At 44.1% G+C, this 23009-nt stretch carries 20 protein-coding genes; 15 read left to right on the plus strand and 5 right to left on the minus strand.

Translation table 11 applies throughout. The features are described 5' to 3' along the window. The first annotated feature begins 10 nt into the window (after positions 1 to 10). Positions 11 to 1369, plus strand: a complete 1359-nt coding sequence (locus KCTCHS21_RS05915; RefSeq protein ID WP_157993960.1) for a glycosyl hydrolase family 28-related protein — start codon at positions 11 to 13, stop codon at positions 1367 to 1369. A 61-nt stretch (positions 1370 to 1430) separates the two neighbouring features. Here the strand turns inward: KCTCHS21_RS05915 and KCTCHS21_RS05920 are convergent, their stop codons facing one another. Next, complete coding sequence (locus tag KCTCHS21_RS05920; protein ID WP_130605849.1) at positions 1431 to 2282, minus strand: glycosyltransferase family 2 protein; 852 nt, start codon at positions 2280 to 2282, stop codon at positions 1431 to 1433. A gap of 172 nt (positions 2283 to 2454) precedes the next feature. On the opposite strand from KCTCHS21_RS05920, the gene KCTCHS21_RS05925 reads away from it, so the two are divergent. From KCTCHS21_RS05925 to KCTCHS21_RS05940, 4 genes are all read left to right on the plus strand, one after another. After that, positions 2455 to 3648 (plus strand): glycosyl hydrolase family 28-related protein, encoded by a 1194-nt coding sequence (locus KCTCHS21_RS05925; protein WP_162309282.1) that lies wholly within the window; start codon positions 2455 to 2457, stop codon positions 3646 to 3648. Positions 3649 to 3702: 54 nt separating this feature from the next. Beyond that, positions 3703 to 5280: an S-layer homology domain-containing protein gene (locus tag KCTCHS21_RS05930; protein ID WP_162309283.1), complete on the plus strand. Its 1578-nt coding sequence runs from the start codon at positions 3703 to 3705 to the stop codon at positions 5278 to 5280. A 123-nt stretch (positions 5281 to 5403) separates the two neighbouring features. Continuing rightward, on the plus strand, positions 5404 to 6150 hold the full coding sequence (locus KCTCHS21_RS05935; RefSeq protein WP_157993961.1) for a YveK family protein: 747 nt from the start codon (positions 5404 to 5406) through the stop codon (positions 6148 to 6150). Then, entirely contained in the window at positions 6131 to 6802 is a 672-nt protein-coding gene (locus KCTCHS21_RS05940) for a CpsD/CapB family tyrosine-protein kinase (protein ID WP_130605857.1), read from the plus strand. Before KCTCHS21_RS05935 ends, KCTCHS21_RS05940 begins: the two co-directional genes overlap by 20 nt. A 364-nt stretch (positions 6803 to 7166) precedes the next feature. Here KCTCHS21_RS05940 and KCTCHS21_RS05945 read toward each other — a convergent pair whose 3' ends face one another. Next, positions 7167 to 8495: a hypothetical protein gene (locus KCTCHS21_RS05945; RefSeq protein WP_130605859.1), complete on the minus strand. Its 1329-nt coding sequence runs from the start codon at positions 8493 to 8495 to the stop codon at positions 7167 to 7169. Between the two features lie 185 nt (positions 8496 to 8680). On the opposite strand from KCTCHS21_RS05945, the gene KCTCHS21_RS05950 reads away from it, so the two are divergent. Genes KCTCHS21_RS05950 through KCTCHS21_RS05990 form a run of 9 tightly spaced genes read left to right on the plus strand, consistent with a single transcriptional unit; the run spans position 8681 to position 19129 of the window. Then, entirely contained in the window at positions 8681 to 9661 is a 981-nt protein-coding gene (locus KCTCHS21_RS05950; RefSeq protein WP_130605861.1) for a polysaccharide pyruvyl transferase family protein, read from the plus strand. Positions 9662 to 9692: 31 nt separating this feature from the next. Continuing rightward, the gene (locus KCTCHS21_RS05955; protein ID WP_408621766.1) at positions 9693 to 10568 is read left to right on the plus strand and encodes a glycosyltransferase family 2 protein; all 876 of its coding nucleotides are present in this window, start codon (positions 9693 to 9695) and stop codon (positions 10566 to 10568) included. A gap of 24 nt (positions 10569 to 10592) precedes the next feature. Then, a complete protein-coding gene (locus tag KCTCHS21_RS05960) occupies positions 10593 to 11681 on the plus strand; it encodes a glycosyltransferase family 4 protein (protein WP_130605865.1) in 1089 nt (362 codons plus the stop codon). Continuing rightward, positions 11678 to 12841, plus strand: a complete 1164-nt coding sequence (locus tag KCTCHS21_RS05965) for a glycosyltransferase family 4 protein (protein ID WP_130605867.1) — start codon at positions 11678 to 11680, stop codon at positions 12839 to 12841. Before KCTCHS21_RS05960 ends, KCTCHS21_RS05965 begins: the two co-directional genes overlap by 4 nt. Next, positions 12810 to 14078, plus strand: a complete 1269-nt coding sequence (locus tag KCTCHS21_RS05970) for a hypothetical protein (RefSeq protein WP_130605869.1) — start codon at positions 12810 to 12812, stop codon at positions 14076 to 14078. The genes KCTCHS21_RS05965 and KCTCHS21_RS05970 overlap by 32 nt, the downstream gene beginning before the upstream one ends. Before the next feature lie 31 nt (positions 14079 to 14109). Then, entirely contained in the window at positions 14110 to 15576 is a 1467-nt protein-coding gene (locus KCTCHS21_RS05975) for an MOP flippase family protein (protein ID WP_130605871.1), read from the plus strand. 24 nt (positions 15577 to 15600) lie between these two features. Continuing rightward, entirely contained in the window at positions 15601 to 16785 is a 1185-nt protein-coding gene (locus KCTCHS21_RS05980; RefSeq protein ID WP_232058099.1) for a glycosyltransferase, read from the plus strand. Positions 16786 to 16788: 3 nt separating this feature from the next. Beyond that, complete coding sequence (locus KCTCHS21_RS05985; RefSeq protein ID WP_130605873.1) at positions 16789 to 18135, plus strand: UDP-glucose dehydrogenase family protein; 1347 nt, start codon at positions 16789 to 16791, stop codon at positions 18133 to 18135. Beyond that, complete coding sequence (locus tag KCTCHS21_RS05990) at positions 18122 to 19129, plus strand: glycosyltransferase family 4 protein (protein WP_162309284.1); 1008 nt, start codon at positions 18122 to 18124, stop codon at positions 19127 to 19129. Before KCTCHS21_RS05985 ends, KCTCHS21_RS05990 begins: the two co-directional genes overlap by 14 nt. Positions 19130 to 19196: 67 nt before the next feature. Here the strand turns inward: KCTCHS21_RS05990 and KCTCHS21_RS05995 are convergent, their stop codons facing one another. Continuing rightward, positions 19197 to 19622 carry a bactofilin family protein gene (locus KCTCHS21_RS05995; RefSeq protein ID WP_130605877.1) on the minus strand — a complete coding sequence of 142 codons (426 nt, stop codon included), beginning with the start codon at positions 19620 to 19622 and terminating at the stop codon, positions 19197 to 19199. Positions 19623 to 19627: 5 nt separating this feature from the next. After that, a complete protein-coding gene (locus KCTCHS21_RS06000) occupies positions 19628 to 20557 on the minus strand; it encodes a M23 family metallopeptidase (RefSeq protein ID WP_130605879.1) in 930 nt (309 codons plus the stop codon). A 117-nt stretch (positions 20558 to 20674) separates the two neighbouring features. On the opposite strand from KCTCHS21_RS06000, the gene cls reads away from it, so the two are divergent. Further along, the gene (cls, locus tag KCTCHS21_RS06005; RefSeq protein WP_331871863.1) at positions 20675 to 22108 is read left to right on the plus strand and encodes a cardiolipin synthase; all 1434 of its coding nucleotides are present in this window, start codon (positions 20675 to 20677) and stop codon (positions 22106 to 22108) included. On the opposite strand, the gene ligD is transcribed toward cls, so the two are convergent. Next, positions 22105 to 22986, minus strand: coding sequence for a non-homologous end-joining DNA ligase (ligD, locus tag KCTCHS21_RS06010; RefSeq protein ID WP_130605881.1), 882 nt, complete (start codon positions 22984 to 22986; stop codon positions 22105 to 22107). The genes cls and ligD overlap by 4 nt on opposite strands. Positions 22987 to 23009: the final 23 nt, after the last annotated feature.

The raw sequence follows: 23009 nt of genomic DNA on the forward strand, positions 1-23009 counted from the left end.
GTTGATTATCGTGATCAATAGGACAGTAGTAGATGTAACAGATTTTGGTGCTAAGTCTGGGGGAACGTTTGACTGTACCAAAGCCTTCATTGCTGCCATCGCTATGCTAAAAAGCAGTGGAGGCATCCAGAATGGGAAGCTGTACGTTCCTGCAGGGATATATAAAATAACGAGTCAAATTGTTATTCCGTTTATGACAGGCTTTCGTATCCAAGGGGATTCGAGAGGCGGCACGATTATTAGACAGTTCACGAATAATATGCCGATCTTTAATTTTGGAACATCGCTTACTCATTCTTGGAAAATCTCTGACATTACTTTAGATTACAACACACCACAAACATCTGCCTTCACTAAGTCAGCCCCGATATATTTCGATCTATCTTCTGGTACAGCAGATGGGTACTTTAACTTTGAAATCGAGAACTGTACGCTAACTAACGGCTACTATGGAGTGTTGATGAATCCGAATGTTCAATTGGCTGTTTGGGGTGCAACTATTCGCAAATGTAACATCGGCTCGATGTCTGGAGGAGCTGTGAAGCTTCTGCCTAATCCGGCTGTCGGGCAACCGATTATTAAGCTGGAGGATTGCTATATTCACTGTCGCGGGATGCAGGAGCGGGCTATTTTTATCGGATATAGTGATACGGTATTGCTCGATACAGTCGAGTTTAATGAAGGGGATTTCAGCACGCTTCCAGTCATTGAAATTACAACTTGTTATAATGTTACCCTTATTAATTGTAGAACCGAGAGCTTCAGAATTGAAACCAAAGGAGGAAATTACTTCTTTTGGAGCTTTCCTAACTCCTCTGCCTATCTTATCGGCTGTACGATTACGAATACCACCATTAGCGGAGGTGGGGACACTTATCTTGTAAATGCAGGTACGAATGGGAAACTAACGGTACAAGGTCTTATTACTGATGCTCAACTGAAAGCTGGAGGAACTGTAACGGCTGCCAAAGCTGACGATTTTCTTATGGCGTGCAATCTTAGAGCTATCGCTCCCGTTACTAGGTACAATCAAGCGTGGAGTCCTCGTCTTGATGTTGATCTCATACAACGCCCGAAAACAACGGATCGGGCCGATGTGGATGTAACCTTAACAGCATCGGATTCCCTCATTCAACGCTTTAAGAAGCTATCGACCAAACGCACGATTCACTTGCCTAGCGTCGGCGTATATCCAGGCCTGCAATTTACAGTAATCAAAGCGACAATAGCTCCATTCCCTTTAACTGTAAATGATCCGTTTGTAAGCAACAATGACGTAGTGCTTCCGGTGGGAAGCAAAGCATCCGTCACCTATCTGGCAACAAGTGCAACGGAGTGGCAACCCATCTCTTTTAATACTTGGCCGTAAGAGGCTGTCATGACTTTTTGTGGGCTGGCGGTCCGTAACTGCCGGCCCCTCTCCCACCCCACTAACTCCGCTGCAGCAGAGGAGCGAGCTTTAGCAATAGGACGGTGTATTTTTGTTTGAGCTGACGTGGTAGTAAGTTTCTTAAGGTGTATAAGCTTCTCATAGATTTACTTTCGAAGAAATGGTTGAATCTCATATCCCAGAGGCCGTTGCGCTCGAACAGGTGAGGATGATTGCTGTAAAACTTATTTTTATCTTGGTCGACACTCGTGTTGCTGCCGAATTTGAGCGTGAGCTGCCCATAGTGGACGGCGTAGGAATCCCCGACTAAATATACCTTGAGGTTGTTCTCCCGCAGCTTTAAGCACATTTCGAAATCATTAAAGTTCCCCGTATAATCCTGCGTCATTCCCCCTACTAAATCATAAACCTCTCTTCTAAACACATTCAGGTTAAATGTCATCCCAGGAGACTGGCAGTTGCGTGACAGCATCGTATTCGTGTATTGCTGCGTAGGAAGATCGGATTTGGACAGGTAAGGGATCAGACAGCCGATCTGTTTTGGGTTTTTGTGCTGACTAATGAACTGGTCTATCGCGGTAAAAGTAGTAGGCGTGACGTAGACATCAGAGGCCATTGTAACGATCCACTCCGTAGTTAGCTGCTGTACACCGGCATTATAGCCTTCGGGAAACGAAAGAATTTTACCGGAATGTAAATAGCGCATATTTAAAGAATCACAAAAATTGCGTAATTGATCATCCGGATTCTCAGATCCATCAGACAATACGATTTCAGTGACCTCTGGACAATTTTTAAGTAGTGATAGAGCGAACTGAACTGAATATTTTACAGAAATCGGGTGATTCGGTTTACTAAAGTAATTAACGACGACACCAAATGTGTGTGACATCTTAGCCAGCTCCTAAACCTATTTGATACATATTGTAACACAGAGAAAGAATAGAATTCAATATAAAAAACCACAATATTAACCTTACATCCCCGCCGATACTGATTGAATTTGTATTTTCTTATATGCAACAATTGAGAGGTTTGCATTAAAGTGTTACAATATGTATCTAATGATTCGTTTGAGGGAGGGGAGGACAGCGATCTATATACGAAACATATTAGCTGCATTGCTATTGCTGCTGATCGGTTTTTGTTTCGCTTATACAATCTTCCACATCAGAGAGAGTGACAACAAAAATGAGGTTAGCAACTATGCTGGAGAAATTAATGTTAAGGATTATGGGGCGAAAGGTGACAATGTAGCGGATGATACAAGAGCCATTCAAGCAGCGCTAGATGCACTGGCTGAAGAAGGTGCGGCTGTTTTGTATTTTCCCCCGAGTATCTACAAAATTACCTCTCCACTCATCGTGCCGTTTATGCAGGGAAAAGAGATTCGTGGCGCAACCTCCTTGCAAAGCACTGTTCAGCAGCATACGAATAATGTAGCGGTATTCCAGTTTACATATCCAGACACACACTCGATATATATGCATGATTTAGGCATATCATATAGAAACCAGCAAAAGGCGAGAGATGGGAACGCATACGGAATCGGTTTTGGCTCCACGCAGGGCAGTCCTAATGGGTTTTATCATCTCATGTTTGAGCGGCTTTCGATCGCAGGGGCAGCTGTAGGCATCGGTATTAATCAGAAGTCTGGTACACAGACGGTATGGAATTTCTCACTATCGGATACTTCATTTGCCTCCATAAGCAAACATGTCATCTACTTTAATCCACCGACTCCCATCGGTATGCCCATGCATGTCTACAACAATATTCGTGTAATGAATACAGGTAACGGAATTGCTCCTAAGGGCGAAGCTTTCGTGTTCACTGCCGTAGAGGCTGAGATTGAGCATCTGGATATTGAGGGATGGCATAATACGATATTTTACGGAATCGGTGGACCTAATTACGTTGTGCGGCATGTCCATGTGGAGCATCATGTTTTTGACGAAGGGGCCGATAAAGATCTGTTTTATCTTGCGAATGGGTCTCTAACTGTGGAAAACCTTGCTTATCAAGGAGTATCCAATAACACAACCAGCGTTCAACTCTTCCACTCCGACACACCTGAAGCCAATTTATACTTGAAACAAATTGTAGTAGGAATGAGCAGAAATAAAGGCGGGGCAGTAGTCATTGCAACACAACAATCAACTGCCTTTATTCAAGATGTCAGAACCAATATCCCCGTCACTTATCCTCTCGATAGTTATGAGAAGCATGTTCGAGGTAATGTGATTGAGTCTAATTGATGTACAGAAGGACACAATGTTATCGACAATATCCATATGCATTGGGGGAAGCCTATGCTCCGCTCAAGTAAAATAATACTCGCTGTTTTATTAACAATCTCAATCTTCATTATTTCGGGAGCTTCGAGCCTGAGTTCGAGTGTCTATAAGGATGTCGAAGGACATCAAGCAGAATCAGCGATTATTTGGGCTACTAATCAAAAGCTAGTTAAAGGCTACAAGGACGGAAGCTTCAAGCCTAACCTCGAAGTAACAGAAGCAGAGTTTCTTGCTATGCTGCTTAGGTTATTTCCTAATGCAATAACTTTATTGAACAAGAGTACCTCTAAGCCTTCGGATAATTGGAGCGATTCGTATTATTCGGTTGCAGCACTATTTAATATGCCTGTAACGGGATTAGTGGAGCCTAAGCAGCGTGTGAATGCGATTACCCGCGGACAAGTCGCAGAGCTCGTTACAGGTGCCTTCGGATTTCATTACGATACCGACGGCTCTATCGCTTTTCTATTCGATAGAGGGCTCTCAATCGGCAGATCGGGCAAAACAATTAAAGGCTACGAGGCTTCCAAAAATTTGACTAGAGCCGAGGTAGTTGTGTTATTAAAGCTTGTATCGGACAAATCACCTTCTCCCGAATTACAGGTAAGAGCCAAAGAGCTAAGCAGCAATAAGTCGACAGACAAGTATAGGGATAAGATGTCACTATTTTATGGAACTAACGGCCATCTTAGCCAAGGGGGAGCCTACCGGAAAACAAGCTTCGCCACTCAATTATCTCAGCTTCAGGACCTAGGCATGACGGTCTACCGCAATGACATATGGGATGCATCAACAGCTACACAGCTTGCTGAAATGGCGGATGCATTCGCTGGCTCGGGTGTACAAATCGTTCCCGTGCTCACACCTAAGCCTCAAGCATATAGCAACGAAGCGGAAGCCTATAAAAAAGGATTCGATCTGGGTCAAGCGGCTGCCAGGGCGTTGTCGGGGAAAGTTGGCTACTATCAGGTCGGCAATGAATTAGAGGTCGGGGCTATCATTCCCAGAGCAGACGGAGTGAGTTCCAAAGACTATGACAACAGTAAATTTGTTAAAGCAAGAGGTTCAATTCGGGGGATGATCGCGGGGATCAAATCGATTGATGATTCCGCCCAAATCATCAGTGCATCTGCTGGTTGGTTGCATTATGCCTTTAATGACATGTTATGGAACGGGGTTCAGCCGGATGGTTCCACAGGGAATGATGTTATTCGGTGGGACATTACGTCATGGCATTGGTATTCGGACATGCGCGATATTACCCAAGCTTGTGGCGGGAGTGGCTGTTATAACGTGCTACAGCAATTAAAGGATCGGTTCGACAAACCGATCTGGCTAACAGAGTATGGTGTTCGGCCTAATGTCGGCAACGATGAGCAGATAGCTGAGTATACTACAGGCGATAAAATGCTGGCGCAGTTCGTATCCTTGGCTAGCGCTTATCATATCCAAAGCGTTGCGCAATATAGTCTTTACGATGATCTAAAGTATGGGGGAGATGGCAATTACGGGCTGCTAAAGGATGACGGGATTTCACAAAAAGTAAGCTACGACGCAATCAAAAGGTTCATTAAATCTCATCCGATGGATTGATAATGAAATGACTATTGACATGATACGAATTGTAACTTAAAGTGAATAATGAGTCGAAATGTTACGTATAGTATCTAATTTTAGTTGTGCATTTATTAATCTAAAAGTATCGGGGGAGATGAATTGGAGCTTAAGCAGTATTGGGCTATTGTTTGGCGCAGAAAGTGGATAGTTCTTCTGCTAGTCCTAATAGGTGTTGCTTTGACTAGCGTTTATTCCATGTATTTTGTAGACAAGCAGTTCTTGGCATCAACTAAGATTATTGTTAATCAAAAGGAGTATCCCACAGCTATAAATCAGGATCCGAGATCAATAGATTACAATATCAACTTAATTAAAACCTACAAGGAAATTATTAAGACTCCTCGAATTATGAGCGCTGTTGTCAAACAGTATCCAGACTTGAAAATATCGGTATCGGATTTGATCGACAAAGTCAGTGTTTCTACCGTCAATGGCACTCAGGTTATGTCCGTAGTTGCCATGGACACCTCTTACAAGCGGGCAGCACAGGTTGCCAATGCAGTATCCCAAGTGTTTCAACAAGAAATTCCACTGCTTATGAATGTAGATAACGTCAATATTCTAAACGAAGCTGATGTGAATGCGCTGTCTAAGCCTCACTCGCCGAACACGGAGCTCAATATCGTCTTAAGCACTGTTTTATTTTTAGTATTAGGGCTGGGGCTGGCATTTCTGTTGGAATACTTGGATGATACCGTTCGAACAGAGCTGGATCTTAAGGTGCTCCTTGAATTGCCTACATTTGCTCATATCCCGAGGGTTAAAGCTAACCGTACAAGCCGCCATAAGAAGCTAGATACAGATACTTCTGTAAGGAGGGGTAAGGGTGCTACGTTCAGCGTTTAAGAATCATCTCATCAGGGAGGATAGCTTAAATATCCCTGCGTCTGAAGCCTATAAGGTACTGAGGACGAATATCGAATTCTCCAACATAAATGCTAGTATCCAGACGATAATGATTGCTTCCACTCAGAAAGGCGAGGGAAAAAGCGTTACTTCTGCTAACCTTGCCGCAACGTATGCTAAATCGAACAAAAAAGTGCTCCTTATTGATGCCAATCTTCGGAATCCTTTGCAGCATCAAATATTTAACCTATCTAATTCGCTTGGTCTTTCCACGCTATTGAGTAACCAATCAGAGCTTAGAGAGATTACGATGGTCACAGACATTAAGAACTTAAGCGTTATTCCAAGCGGTCCCCTATTAGCTAATCCCCCGGAAGCATTAGGCTCTTATCGTATGCTAGCTTTCTTGGAGGAAGCGAAGCAACTTTACGATATCATTATTATCGATACCCCGCCGATCTTGTCGGTCGCTGATGCCCAGATAGTAGCTGCGCAATGTGATGGAGTACTGCTAATCGTCAAAGCCGGTAAAGTGAGTAAAGAAGCTTTAACCAAAGCAAAGGCGGTTCTGGACCTCGTGGGTGTAAAGGTCATGGGAGCAGTACTTAATAATGTGAATGCGAAAAGAGCAGCCTTCTACAGCGCGTACTGATAGTCATTAAAGGAAAAGAGGGTTGTCCCATAAGTGAATTTTAAGATCAATTATGGAATAGCTCACTTTTATCAAGAATGACGTTCAAACGAAAAGGTGTTGGTGCAGGAGGTTATTCCTGAGCCAACACCTTTTCGTTTTTGATCAACTGTTGCTTGCTTGAGCAGATTATGTGCAAGCGAATAATTACGCATGGAAGTTTGCCTAGTATGGATTTTGCTTCGTGGCATCTTTGAATGTACAAAGGAAACTCCATCTCTTAAATGGTTGCTCGACACTTCCATTTTACGAAGGGTGGTTTCTTTTGTGTTTTTAATGACTGACCTTAATCGATGATAAAAAAGGAGATACTTCCCCGCAAAAACTATGATCGATTGTAGGACTTATAGTACTGCCGTCGCAGCGAGAGTAATTGCCTCTGCTCTTTTAACTTTGCATAAGCTATCCCGACAAACAGCCAAATGGTTAAATACGCAAACTCGGATACTGAGATCATCGCAGTGAAGTAAATGACGATAAGCAAGCATTTAATGCCGATAGTCTCGTAATCATTTTTTAGCTTGAGCACCGGCACTAAGAAGAGCAGTGTAAATAAGGCAGTACCTACAATCCCAATGTTACATAGAAACGTCGACCAAAGATCGGCAGAGCGCACATAGCCAAAGCCTACCCCGAACAGCTTGTTAAGAAAGGGGAGCTCATTAAAAAAGGCTAGATGAGTGTCCATCAGACTCTGGCGCTCCATGCCCGAATAGGTTTGAGTTTTGTTCCCAATAATCGTATTAAACAAGGCTTGAATATAAGTAGAAAGAAAGGGGGCAGCAACCAAGAATATAGTTACTGTAACAAGCAAATACCTATCCCTAAGCCGGAAGAATAGGATTCTTAAGCAGAAATAGAGCGAAATTCCGATAAATGCAGTCGTCGAAAAGGTAAGGATTAAGGAAAGCAGCAAAACAAGCTGTGTCTTCGTTCTGCGAAGATGAATGGCGAAAATCCACAAAGGCAGCATTGTAAAGCTAAACATACTCGGTTCCCCGGTCAAACTCTTTAATCGCATGAATTGTGTTCCGAATAAGTTCATCGTCTGAAACAAGCTGCCGGAATGCAACGCTTGATCCTCGCCACTAATAAAAATCCGATTAGATAAGAAATCTCCATTAGAGTGGAAGACCAGGAAGTAAATGAATTCATATAATCCGTACAAAGCAAGCAAAGTCGCACCATATAGAATAATTCGATTCCAAGAGGCCGAGTAGAAATTTTTAACGAAAACAGCCAATGTAACAGCGACAAGTAAGTAGAAAGATTGAGTAATAAGAGAGGATCGGAACAGGATGGAATTCAGGCCTTCTGAGGAGACAAGATTTATTTTATCAAAATGAAGAGGAATTCCATTATCGCTTGTAAGAGATAGGCTCAATTGCGCGGCGAGTACTAAGGTGAGAAATAGAAGAGTAAACCGTAACAGGTCACGAAAGAAATCCCCGCTCTCTATCCGTTCGTAAGTAAATCGGTATTTTGGTAGGAGAAAGAGTAGGAACAAATAGCCGACCGAGGCAATCCCCATCAGGAGCCCAGGTGTCGTACCTGGAATACTGGGGATTATAACAACGGACGTAATAGGAAGTAGCAAAGCCCATAAAGAAAAATAGCGGTTTAGAGCAGATTGCATGGCGTTCACCCGTTTCATTAATAAATATCACTTAATAAACAAATGATACAATTTGTAACTAATTGTTGTCAATGCAATAAAAAACGGTTAACTCAACTTGACAGGTTACAGAATGTATCGTAAATTAAGAATATAAATGGATACAATATGTATCGAAAAAGATTGAAAAGAACTGCTTTTTGATTCGCGTGGGAGGGTTTCAAATGAATGATGAAGTAGCAGGCTTTCAAACGATGGAATGTATTAAACAAGAATTAGCAATCATTGCGAAGGTTATTCCTCGAGGCTCCCAAATCGTCTATTTGGATTATCCCGTCTATGACAATATTGGCGATTTGCTCATTATGAAGGGAACGGAAGCCTTCTTCAGCGATTATGGCATTAAAGTCCGCAAAAGATATTCTTATGTTAATTTCCGTTCTAACTTAAAGGTGCCAGAGGATTGGATCATCGTCTGCCAAGGCGGGGGCAACTTTGGAGACACGTATCCTCATCATCAGCAATTGAGGGAGAAGGCTGTGAAGGCTTTTCCACGTAACCGTATCGTTATATTGCCACAAACCATATATTTCAAGGATGCAATAGAAGAGAGACGCTCCTTACAATGCTTTAGCACGCATTCAGATCTTCATCTCTTTGTCAGAGACAACAATTCTTATTTAACAGCTAGTTGCTTGATAGATAACGTTTATTTGTCCCCTGATATGGCTCATCAGTTATATCCACTTCCATCGACTCCTTCGAAAACTAAGCTTAAGCTAGCATTGCTCAGAAACGATAAAGAGGTGCGCCAGCAGGAGGTCAGCATCTCGTATGATAGAGCATTGGATTGGCCGCAGCTGTTCTCTGCTTGGGATCATTGGTTCATTAAACAAATGATCAGATTCTATTCTCTCGATCGACGGGTAGGGAATATTATACCGCTACAGCCTCTATGGTATTTCCTAGCTAATAAATATATTGGCAGAGCTGTCGCTTTATTTAATCAGTATGACCAAATCGTGACCTCAAGGCTGCACGGGCATATTCTTTCCTGCCTCATGGACAAGCCCAATCTGTTGCTAGATAACAGCTACGGAAAAAATATGAGCTATTATCGGCTATGGACTCACAGATTGGAGGAGTTATCCATTGACGCATCTACAGAGAATAACGTTGTCTATATGCACTCGAAATCGTCATGAGGATCTAGAGAGATGTATCCATTCTATCTCCATGCAGAATCCACAATTTCCTGTTGAGGTTCTCATCGTAGACGATGGGGAAATACCCGAAACTTTACTTACAGATTTTGAAATAATACTGAGCAATCCTAATTTTGAACTTCACTATTATAAGAAACAAATACCTGGACTCATACACTCAAGGGTAGAGACGATAAGATTAGCAAAGCATGAAGTTATTCTATTTCTGGATGATGATGTGGAGCTAGCTAGTGGCTATCTAGATCGTCTAATGGATTTGTATAATCGGTATCCCGATGCTGCTGGGGTTGGGGGCAGGGATGTCCTTCTAGGCACAAGCTTTATTTGGAGGATGTTCTGCAAGGTGTTCTTGTATGGCTCGAATAAACCCGGCAAACTCTCGTTAAGTGGATACGGTGGCTCAATGACCTTATGGTGTTTAATGAAAGAGCCTTTCCAGACGGAATATTTGGTCGGGTGCAATATGTCGTTTCGAAGAGGCGCGTTGCTAGATTTACAGCCTGTACCTTGGTTGATCGGCTATAGCGTAGGAGAAGATCTCTATTTGACACAGGTTGCTAGGTGTTATGGGCAGGTATGGTTGGATCCCGATTTGAAGGTTATCCATCATCAATCCTCTCAGTCCAGAGATAAGGTGAAGCAGGTCGCGTACTCGGATATCGTGAATCATTATTACCTTCTCCGAGAAAACGGTAGCGCATTCTGGCGTTATATATGTCTTCTATGGACTTCTATAGGTCTCCTCATCAGGTCAATGCTTCGCAAGGCACACCGTCCGAAGCGGTCTGGGTATTGGAGCGGGCTCAAGTTTGTTATTACGCGTTACCGTGGGAGGTTTACACATGAGACTGTCGTTAATCATGGGAAAGAACAAACGTACCGTTGAGGGTTCTCAATCTAGAGGCCTGAGATGAACATTTATATTAACGCTCGTTTCTTAACTCAATCCGTTACGGGAGTGCAGAGATACGCAATAGAGCTTGTAAAGCATTGGGATCAATTGCTTGAAGAGAGCAGAGATGACAGGGAACAGTTTTCCATCACATTATTAGCCCCTCGGAAGATCATTCACAAGCTAGAGCTCAAGCACATTAAGGTCAAGCAAACAGGTACATTCGGTGGGCACCCTTGGGAACAGCTCGTACTGCCTTACTATGCTAGAAAAGGGCTGCTAATTAATTTATGTAATACCGGCCCTTTACTTATGAGAAATCAGATCGTGACGATTCATGACATGGCCGTGTTTGAATATCCGAAATCCTATTCGTTCTTATTTCGGAATGCTTACAAAATCATTCAAAAGGCTTTAGGAATTCGTGCGCTCCGAATTATGACGGTGTCGAAATTTTCTAAATCTCAGCTCATGGCGCATTGTCGGATTAAGGAAAATAAGATTAGCGTGGTTGAGCTAGGTAAAGAGCATATGCAAAGGCTGGAGCCTGATAGGGAATGGCTCAATCATCACCAGCTAGCTAAGCAAAATTATCTGTTGGCCGTCAGTAGCATGAATCCCAGCAAGAATTTCTCTAACATCGTGAGAGCGATCGAAATGCTTGAAGGAGTCGACTACCAAATCGTAATCGCGGGTGGCACGAATGGTAAGGTTTTTAGTGCAGCTGGACTGCCGCATTCGGACAAAGTGAAGCTGTTAGGTTATGTCACGGATAGGCAGCTGAAGGCACTTTATGAAGGGGCCGCCTGCTTCTTGTTTCCTTCTATATACGAAGGATTTGGGCTTCCTCCCTTAGAGGCTATGACATGCGGAACACCAGTAATTGTCTCTCGTTCTGCCTCACTGCCTGAGGTATGCGGGGAAGCAACGATCTATTGCAACCCTAATGATCCAACGGATATTGCTTCGAAAATTAGTCAGGTAATGAAAGATACACATCTTCGTCAGTCGTTAAGTGTTAAAGGATTGGAACGCGCATCCGGATTTAGCTGGGAAAAGTGTGCACGACAAAGCTGGGATGTCGTCAAGGAGGTTGTTCAAGCGTGAAAGTAGCAATCGTTCATGATTGGTTAGTTGTTTACGCGGGTGCTGAGAAGGTTCTGGAACAGCTTTTGAAGCTGTATCCTGACGCGGATTTATTCAGTATTGTAGACTTTCTCCCGTGTGATGAGAGGAAGTTCATCCGTAACAAGCCTGTTCATACTTCCTTTATTCAGAAGCTTCCCTTTGCTAAAAGTAAATTTCGTCACTACTTGTCCTTAATGCCTTACGCCATAGAGCAATTCGATTTATCACAATATGAGCTCATCATCTCCAGCTCTTATGCGGTAGCCAAAGGAGTAATTACGGGTCCTGATCAATTGCATATTTCCTATGTGCATACTCCAATACGATACGCTTGGGATATGCAGCATCAATATTTGAAGGATTCTGGACTGACGAAAGGCTTGAGGGCTGGCTTTGCAAAATGGATGCTCCATCGTATGCGGCTGTGGGACAGCCGTACCGCCAATGGAGTTAACTCTTTAATTGCCAACTCGCAATATATTGCCAATCGAATTTGGAAGGTTTATCGCCGCCATTCCACGGTCATTTATCCTCCCGTAGATATTGAGGGCTTCATGCTTCAAGAAAACAAGCAGGATTATTATGTAACGGCCTCGCGAATGGTCCCCTACAAGAAAATAGAGCTTATTGTTGAAGCCTTCTCTACTCTCCCGGATAAGAAGCTCATCGTTATAGGAGATGGACCTGAATATGCCAGAATTAAGGCAAAGGCCAAGCCAAACATTACCTTGCTAGGTTATCAGCCATTCGACCAGCTGAAGAAGTACATTCAAGATGCTAAAGCTTTTGTATTCGCAGCAGAAGAGGACTTTGGCATAGCACCGGTGGAGGCACAATCGTGTGGAACACCAGTGATTGCCTATGGTAAGGGCGGAGCCCTAGAAACAGTAAGGGGCTTGGATGAGGAGTCACCTACAGGAGTGTTCTTCTTTCAACAGACCGTTCCTTCACTGGTGGAAGCGATAGCTGCATTTGAATTGAACGAGCACCGTATATCTCATCGGGACTGTCGTGACAATGCCTTACGGTTTTCCGCGGATGTATTCCGGGAGCATTTCAAGCAGCATGTACTGGAGCAGCAAGGCAATTGGAAGAGGGAGGTTGGCCATGGGACAAGAAGAGAAGCAAATTCATATTGATAAAGTCGTTGTCGAGGGAAACAACACGATTCGCTGCTCCGTGAAATATGGCTCAAAGGTTAGCTCTTTCTTCTCCGGTGAGGACTTCTTCGTAGAGTACGACAAAGATATTAGCAAGGTGCCTCCCGGAATTCTAGTCATTCCCTTGCTTGCCAATCTATGTCCCGTAGCGTGGGTTGCTGGAGCCGACGTGTATGTTGAGCAGCTTGATAGACAATTTTACGATAGCTTGAGGAAGGCTCAGCGCTCCTTTAATATTTTGTACCCCCGCCTCAAGTTTACGGGAGATATTCATGTGGGAGGGCTGAGTGAGGATATTCCTCCCACTGAGCCTTCAAGGTGTGCTGCTTTTTTCAGTGGGGGAGTCGATTCTCTGGGAACCTTCCTTCAAAGAAAGGAAGAGAATCCGTATTTCATTACGGTGTGGGGAGCTGACATTCGCATTGATCAAGCGGACATATGGGGTGAAGTTAAGCGGGATAACGAAGCTTTCGGCATAGCTAATGGTATTGAAAGCTTATTTGTTAAATCCAATCTTCGAAAAATAATAAATAATGAGAAAATTTCCTTCAAATATGGAAGGTTCACAAATGGCTGGTGGCCAGGCGTGCAGCATGGGATCGGATTAGTCGGCTTGATTGCTCCTCTTGCTTATGCGTTAGGGATAAAAAACTTATACGTCCCCTCTGCATTACCTCCCAAAATGGCGTTGTCGACTCCAGATGGCTCTAATACCTTAATTAATAATCATGTCGAATGGGCAGGCACTAAGGTTAATCTTGATGGGGAAGAGTTCTCGCGACAAGATAAAGTAGCTTTAATCGCTGAATATATCCGTACCACTGGCGGTCCATTAAAGGTTCGGGTGTGCTGGTCGAACAAGGAATCTGGGAATTGTGGTCGATGCGAGAAGTGTCTGCGGACCATTGCTGCCTTCCTTGCAGAAGGAATAGATCCTGCAAAAGTCGGCTTTACGATCAGTCAGACAACGTTTGACCTCATTCGGCAGAAGCTGCCCGGTTGGCTTCCTTTCAACTCATTAAAAATGGAATACTGGGATGAGATTAGAGTACGCAGTATGAAAAATAATCAACTCATTCCGCCAGAATTGAGGTCGTTCTTTGATTGGTTTCAGTGCTTAGATATCCCATCGTATATCAAGAAACGTAGCCTGAGGAAAGCAGTAATTAATTTGATTCCGCATCCCTTGTACTTATATATGAAGAAATGGATATAACACCGCACTCTAATCCGAATGAGGGAATGACATGTCACTAAGAGTTAAGGGTATTACGGCAATGAAATGGTCCAGCCTATCTACAGTGGTATCCATAGTTATTCAGATCGCCCAGATTGTCATCATTTCTCGGTTACTCAAGCCCGGTGACTACGGCTTGATGGGCATGATTATGGTATTCGTCGTTATGGCTGTAGCGATGAATGATCTCGGTATATCTAATGCTATTATTCATAGGCAGAACGTCACGCGTAAAGAGCTGTCCAGCCTGTATATTCTCAATCTAGCTGCTGGCGCGACTGCTTGCTTAACGGTATGGCTTCTTGCTCCTGTTGCGGCGTATTTTTACCATGAGCCCAAATTAATTGGACCGATGCATGTGATGGCTTTTCTTTGTTTTGTGCCATCCATCGGTCAGCAGTTTCAGGTGTTGTTTCAGAAGGAGCTAAAGTTTGATTATTTGGCCAAAGTAGACATTGCAGCTTATTTGTTCGGGTTTACTGTTGTGCTGATTGGGGCGATTAACGGCTATGGTGTCTATGCCTTAGTCTGGTCACACTTGGCTAATGCGCTATTGAAATCAATAGCATTGGCCATTGTAGGCTGGCGAAGGTGGAAGCCAAGCTGGCATTTTTCTACGAAGGATCTTAAAGGCTATCTGAGCTTTGGATTATATCAAATGGGTACGAATATAACGCAAACCTTCATATCTAACTTGGATTACATGATCTTAGGTCGAATGTTCGGAGCAGAGAAGCTAGGCTATTATACCTTTGCTTTTCAAATCTGCTCGATGCCCGTCCAGAAGCTGAATCCTCTTTTCTCGCAAATTTCTTTGCCGATTTTGGCCAGAATACAGGATCAGATCGAGCAGCTACGTAGAGGTTTCCTGAAGATAACTAGTATTGTGAGCTATGTGAATGCACCGATTTACTTGGGATTAATTGTTACCGCGCCATTTCTCGTGCCGCTTGCCTTCGGAGAGCAATGGACACCAAGTATTCCGCTCATTCAGGTGTTAGCAGGAATGATCCTCATTAGATCTATCATCATGAATACCTCTAGCCTCTTGTTAGCCAAAGGCAGGGCTGATATTGCTTTTAAGTACACGCTTATTAGCTTGGTCGTCATTTTGCCAGCGCTGACACTGGGGGCTTATGTAGGAGGGGGGACAGGTGTTGCTGTTGCTTACTTGCTTGCTCAAGTCGTGTTGTTCGGAATTCACTATCGGATTTCGGTCAATGGCATCTTAGGTGCATGCTTACCCGTCTATCTTCGCAGCTTGTCGCCTGGTATTTCTTATAGCTTATTGATGGCTCTTGGGGTGCTAGGGATTGGCCAAATTGTACAATCTTCCTATACCCATATCGTCATTGTCTGCTTGCAAATAGCTTTCGGTGCCCTTCTATATGCCGTCTTATTATATCTGTTTAACCGGGGGAAGGTTAAAGAGCTGGCTGCACAATTTATGCTGAAATATACGAAGAAGCAAGCATAGCATAGTAGAGGTGAGGTGAGGGGAATGGAAAGTAAAGAGAAGCCATTGAATATTATGTTCGTCAGCCATACATATATTGGCGGCTCATTCGTGGTAGGCTCACATCATTTGGCGCGTGAGCTGTTGAGCTTAGGACACCGTGTTTTACACTTAAGCACATCCATTACCCCTATCCATCTGCTGCAAATGAAGAAGAAGTCCGTCTCGGATCGTTTCAAGCAGTGGATAAATATTAACAAGCAAGATAAGAACGACCAAATTATACATTGTGTACCTTTCTCCTGGGTGCCGTGGAAATTAGCAGGACGTATTTTTCAGAAAACGGGAATAAATTGGTTCGTCCGTTGCATAGCTTTTCCAAGCGTGACCAGGATGCTCGCTAATCATCGCTTTACGGAAGTGGATTTGCTACTGATTGATCAGCCCTATTTCGTAGGCATTGAACGATATATAAAAGCGAAGGTTATTGTATACAGACCAACAGACAATTACAAAGATATTCTCGATGACCAGACGGTGGAGAGTGCTGAGAAGGAAATTGTTAGCCGAGCTCATGGCATAGTAGCCACATCCGATCCTGTATTTCAGAATATTCAGAAATATAAGCCGGAGCTTCCTGGCATTGTTATGGAGAACGGAGTTGAGTTTGAGCATTTCTCGACGGCAGGAGCTGAGCCTGAAGAGCTAATGCACATCCCGTGGCCACGGGCAATTTATATAGGTGCTGTAGATAATCGGCTAGACATGGAGGCTATTAAGCAGCTGGCGGAGGCGCGCAAGGATTTGAGCATCATCGTCATCGGTCCCCATCTCCCGTCCTCATCCCTATCTACGAGTCCGAATGTTCACATGCTTGGCGCAAAGCCTTACTCTCAGTTACCTGCGTTTTTACATCATGCGACTCTAGCGCTTCTACCGATGTCCAACCATGCCGCGAATGCAGGCAGAAGCCCGATGAAGCTGTATGAATATGCAGCAGCGGGGCTCCCTACAGTCGTAACAGCTACTCCTGAGCTTCTTAGAAGAACAGATCATTTTCTTTACTTCTACAAGGACAAGCAGGAGTTTATCGCACAAGTGAACGATGTTCTTAAGAAGCTAGCTAACAACGAAATCTCGAAGAGCAAAATTATTCATGAGGCTAGAAAACAATCTTGGGAAGCAAAGGCCGAGCAGCTTCTAGCTTTCGGCAGTAGTCTGGGGGGATGAGCGATGAAGCTGACCATTATAGGAACCGGGTATGTCGGACTAGTATCGGGCGTTTGCTTTGCGGATCTAGGTAATCATGTCACATGCGTAGATAAGGAAGAAGGGAAGATAGAGAAGCTGCAGCAGGGAGAAATTCCGATATATGAGCCAGGCTTGCAGGAGCTACTACGTATTAATGCGGATGCCGGTAGGCTGTCATTTACAACCGATTTAACTAACGCAGTCAGGAATGCGGAGCTTATCATTATTGCAGTAGGAACTCCATCTATGGCTGGTGGAGAAGCCAATATGAGCTATATTTATAGAGCTGCAAGAAGCATAGGGGAAGCCATGAACGGCTACAAAATAATTATGATTAAGAGCACGGTTCCCGTCGGTACGAACGAGAAAATTAAAGCCATTATTGCTGAGTGCTCCAGCTATCCTTTCGATGTAGTAGCTGTACCTGAATTTCTTCGAGAGGGCTCAGCCGTTAAGGATTCATTCCACCCTGATCGCATTATTATCGGTTCTGATAATCCTAAGGCAGCAGCTATTGCGGTCGAGCTGCACCGGGAGCTTACCGATAACATACTAGTGACTGATATTCGAAGTGCAGAGATGATTAAATATGCTTCCAATGCTTATTTAGCTACGAGAATTTCATTTATTAATGAGATTGCTAACATCTGTGAAAAAGTAGGAGCCGATGTTACAGAAGTAGCGCTTGGCATGGGGCTTGATCAACGAATCGGTTCGTCTTTCCTGAATGCAGGTATCGGTTACGGAGGCTCTTGTTTTCCTAAAGACACAAAGGCTCTCATACAGATTGCAGGAAACGTGGATTATGACTTTAAGCTCCTGAAATCAGTTGTAGATGTAAATAGGGATCAGCGAAATAATGTCATTCAGAAGCTGGAGGAGTTTATAGGGAGCTTAAGAGGGAGGACAATCGCGATATGGGGCCTAGCCTTCAAGCCGAATACTGATGATGTTCGCGAAGCTCCCTCGCAGGATATTATTGAGGAATTAGTTCGCAGAGATGTCATAGTAAAAGTGTATGATCCTGTAGCCATGGATAATTTCCGCAAAGGCTTCGATCACCCTAACATCATTTGGTGCAGCAATGCGATTTCTGCGACGGAGGGAGCGGACGCGTTATGCTTACTAACAGAATGGCCGGAATTCGCAGAAATGGACATGAGAGTAGTAGGCAGTAAGATGAATAATGCTGTTCTATTTGACGGTAGGAATGTGTTCAAACGGGAGCTTATTCATCACTTGGACTTCCAGTATTATTCGGTAGGCAGGCCTCATCTTAATCGGACGAAGGCAGGTGAGAGAGATCACCGTATTTATGCTGCCGATTAAGCTGGAAGGAAATAAGTACATGGAGCTGCTTGTGGACTCCCTACAGAGCAGTAATATTTCAATTAAAGCCTTTAATAAGAAGAGGCTGCATCTGATGAGGCGGGGCGATGTCTTTCATGTGCATTGGCCGAGCTTCAGCTATACGGGAAGCAGTTTTTTAGGAACCTTGTTTAAGTCAGTTACTTTCCTTCTGCTGCTACTATTTTTCAGGTGGAGAGGAATTAAAATCGTATGGACCGTTCATAACGTGTGGCCTCATAAAGGTGGAGTAAGCTTGTTTAACCGCATCATGAGGACAATGCTATGCTCCTTCAGCACGAGCTTAATCGTAATGGGGGACTCGGCAAAGCAAGAGTTAATTCGTAATTTCAAAGCCAAGGAACGCCAAATCTATTTTATACCTCACGGTCACTATAAAGATGCTTATCCTACTAGTGGGTTGAATGTTAGGGAACGTTATGGAATTCCGGATAATGCTTACGTCTTTACATTTTTAGGACGAATAGCACCTTACAAAGGCGTGGAGCAGCTTCTTGCCAGCTTTAATGAATTGAGAGATGAGCAGGCTCATCTCCTGATAGCGGGTAAGCCTTCGGAAGAGTTTAATCTTGATTTATTTAAAAAGGGTATTCAAAGCTGTAACGTGCATGTATCGCTTAATTATGTTAAAGATGAAGAAATTGCTGACTATATTCGATGCGCGGATTGCGTAGTATTGCCCTATCAGAATATAACAACCTCAGGCACGGCCATACTTGCATTGTCTTGTACAACCCCGGTAGTGGCTCCGAATATCGGGCTGCTCAGTGACTATTTGACACCAGAAACCTCTGTTCTGTATGACCCATTGGAGGCGGGCGCGTTAACACGCTCTATGAGGGAAGTTAGAGCAAAGAAAAGCTTCTTCCAGAATGCAGAGCCGTATCGTCTTAAGCTGGAAGAGCTGAACTGGCAGAGGATATCAAAATTAACGCAAGAGGTTTACAGTAGATAGGTGTAGATGAAGAGATGTCAGTTGCTAAATGCTCAATAGTTTTATGCTACTGAAGAAGCAGGCAGGTTCAACCTGCCTGCTTCGATTTCTTATCTCCGCCGTTGCTTGGGCTCTCCACAGCGACTCCTAGTGGTTTGGCCTCCTTGCGATGATCCATATTGCTGGTACCATTAAGGATCCCTCCTTCATGGATGTTAAGCACAGACGCATAGGAGCTTCCATGTAATTGTCCTGTTGAAGTAATGATTAGTTTGCCGCGGGTATGTACGTCCCCATATACTTTACCCGCAATTATAACGTCCCCAGCGACAATATTGGACTTCGCTACGCCGCCTTCACCAATTACGATGTCCCCTTTGCTATCGATGTCTCCCTGGAATGCCCCTTCGATTCGAACTCCAGCTTGTGTTTTAAGATTTCCACTCATTTCAGTTCCGGTCCCGATTAAGGTGTCGGTCACACGAGATATGAGCTTCTTATGGTCCTTGAACATTATGCTCAGTCCTCCTTGATTTGTCTCAAATAAGGGAGAGGATTTACAGGCTCCTCGCTAACGACAATCTGGAAGTGCAAATGTGTTCCGGTGCTTCGACCGCTATTGCCCATTTTGCCGATGATATCTCCACGCTTAAGCTGATCGCCTATTTTAACTCCAATTTGGCTTAAATGCATATACCATGATTCCAAACCGTTGCGGTGGGTAATGATGATATAATTGCCCCTTGTACGGTTAAACCCGGATTCCTTAACCTTACCGTCTCCTGCAGCATAGATAGGATCGCCAGTATCACCAGAAATATCTACGCCTGCATGAAAGGTAGTCTTCCCGGTCATCGGATCACGCCGGAAGCCGAACCCAGACGTTAAGCGCCTTGCAACGGTTGGCCATCCTGAGGGAATGGCATCGAGCTCGGCTTGCTTCTGCACGGACTTGCGCAAGCTAGACTCCATAGAAACGGCCATTTCATCCAGCATTTGCGAAAGCTCGGAGAAATCGGTTATCGTTGATTCAAAGACTGCTGTAGAAGAGGCATCCCTGTTAGATGGTTGAGGTACGCCTTCTCCATACTTTCCGAGAAATTGCCTAAGTCGCTGCTCAAGCTCACTTAGTCCGCTCAACTGCTCCTTCAATCGTTCAGTCTGTCCGTTTAGGAGATTGAATTCACTAGTGAGGGCGTTCATCTCACTGTTCTTTCCTTCCAAGGAGTTTTTGTGCTGAATTGAATCGTGGGCAAGACGAGCCTCCAAATCATGAATATGATTCAAAGTCTGAATTTGCCAAACAGTGAAACAGCCCGCAAGAGTAAATGCCGCAGCGACAGGCAACAATACGACTGCTCTTCCCGACACTTGAAATTGCCTAACCCGCTGGTCGGCATCCCGAATAAGGAAAAAGGACCATTTTGGCTTGCGTTTTCTATGTGCCATTTTTGCTCCTTTCCAAATAGTAATGAATCTTGAATTGTAATCCTGCTCTAATGCTATTTATTCTTGTAGTCTTTCTTTCATTCCTTATAAATCATTAAGAGACGGCGAGGTAAGGATATGATTGTGCTAGCTCTAAGCATTCTGTTGTTCATATTTATCTTTCAAGCGGCCACGATACTGCTCCTCGAATTTCGTAGACCTGCGCATGCTACTGCTTGGCTGTTTATTTTGTTTCTCTTCCCGCTGGTCGGCTTCATCTTGTACTATTTTTTAGCTACCGAATATCGCAGGAGTCGGAAGGCACGTCGTCGAGGTAGCTTAGATCAGCGGCGCAGAGCAATGCTGATTGCCAAGAGTACGAATGTTACACGGGCTTCAGAGCTTCCTGCTCCTGATTTTGCTTCGCAAACAAGACTGTTCAGGGCCATACTTAAAGGGGGAGAGCTGCCTATTTCCCTTAAAAATCGCTGTGAAATTTACAATAACGGTTATGATACCTATGAAGCTATGATAAAGGCTATTCGTCGTGCCAAGGATCATATTCATCTGGCTTCTTATATTGTGCGGGATGATGAGACTGGAAGAATGTTTCAGAAGGAATTGATTGAGAAGGCGCAGCAGGGTGTACAGGTAAGATTTCTATTCGACGGAATAGGTAGCATTAAGCTAAGTGAATCTTATATCCAGACTTTAAGGGATGGCGGTGTGGAGTGCGCGTGTTTTTTTCCACTAAGACCTTCCTTTTTGAAGAAGAGGATGAATTATCGCAATCATCGAAAAATCATTGTTGTAGATGGGGAGATCGGCTTTATTGGTGGGATTAATGTTGGAGATGAATACATAGGAAAGCACCCACGTCTAGGCTACTGGAGAGATACTCACATTAGGCTGGAGGGGGACTCAGTCTATTGGCTTCAAGAGGTTTTTCTGAAGGACTGGGAGATGGCGACGCGAGAAAAGCCGAATCATGCAGCGTTCTTCCCCAATCATTCCTGTGAAAATGAAGAAGCGGTACAAATCGTTCCTGCTGGACCTAATCGGAGTGGAGATGCGATTCACGACTCCATCTTCGCAATGGTGTCATCTGCACGAGAGCGCATATGGATAACTACGCCGTATTTCATTCCAAGCGCAAGCATTGCCATGGCGCTGCATGACGCTGCATTGAGCGGATTAGACGTACGAATTATTATCCCTTATGTACCAGATTCGTGGCTAGTTCACTATGCGACATTGTCTTATGTAGAAGAAATGATGCGTTCAGGAGTCAGAGTCTGGCAGTATAAAAAAGGCTTTATCCACGCCAAAACCCTTGTTGCGGACAAGCTTGTTGCAGTCGTTGGCTCAGCTAATATGGATCTGCGCAGCTTTTACAGTAACTTTGAGATTAATGCTCATCTGTTTGATCTTGAAGCTATCGAACATATGGAAAGAGATTTTCTGCTGGATCTGGATAACAGCACAGAAATCAATTTACAGAGGTTTCTGAAGCGTCCGCGCAAGCAGAAGCTGAAGGAAGCTATGTCACGAATTTTATCCCCATTGCTTTAAGGGATTTGATTAATGATGTCCGCAAGAGATTGCCGGGGAGCGGTGGACAAGATGTCGCCCTGTGCTCGAAGCCGCTGCCTAATGTTAAGTAAGTGGAAATCGGTTGGTTTGACGTTAAGCTGAACCTCCTCCCAAGAAATCGGTGTGGACACAGTTGCGCCGGGGCGAGCTCTAGGAGAATAGGGTGCTGGTAATGTTTTGCCAGCATAGTGCTGGAGATAGTCCAAATAGATGAGGTCACCGCGATCCTTCGTCATACGTTCTACGGTAAATAGCTTAGGGTGCTGGGCAACGAGATATTCGGATACGAATTTGCCAAACCGTCTGAGCTTGTCAAAGTCGGGTCCACGCTCAATAGGCATGACGATTTGCACACCAGTTGCTCCGGAGGTTTTGGGTATGGCGTGTAATCCGAGTGATTTTAGTAGCTGCCCTACGAGAGATGTTGCTTCCATAAGGCGAGGCTCATCCTTTAGAGTAGGATCGATATCAAGCATCCATGTATTCGGTAGTACATTGGCAATTTCATCAGAGGCGACATGGAATTCAAGACTATACAGGCTCCCCATCCACAGAAGAGTAGGCACGGAATCCATTACCACATAGCGGATACTGCCGTCTTGCGCAGTGCGGACATAGTCAGGGGTGGGCTTGGGACAATTTTTCTGGTAAAAGGAAGTTCCGTGTATGCCCTCTGGAAAACGAATTGTTGTTAAGTATCGACCTGTGCTATAGGGGAGTAAATATGGTGCCAGCTCTGCAAGTATTTGTACATAATCTAGCTTAGTAATCTCAAGCTCAGGCCATATGAGCTTGTCTGGGTGGGATATGGTTAATTCAAACTCATCAAGCCGCACAATCGTTGGTCGCTGTGCCATTTCGTTCCCCTTCCATCTTTGTG

The sequence above is a fragment of the Cohnella abietis genome, assembly GCF_004295585.1.
GTDB classification, from domain to species: domain Bacteria; phylum Bacillota; class Bacilli; order Paenibacillales; family Paenibacillaceae; genus Cohnella; species Cohnella abietis.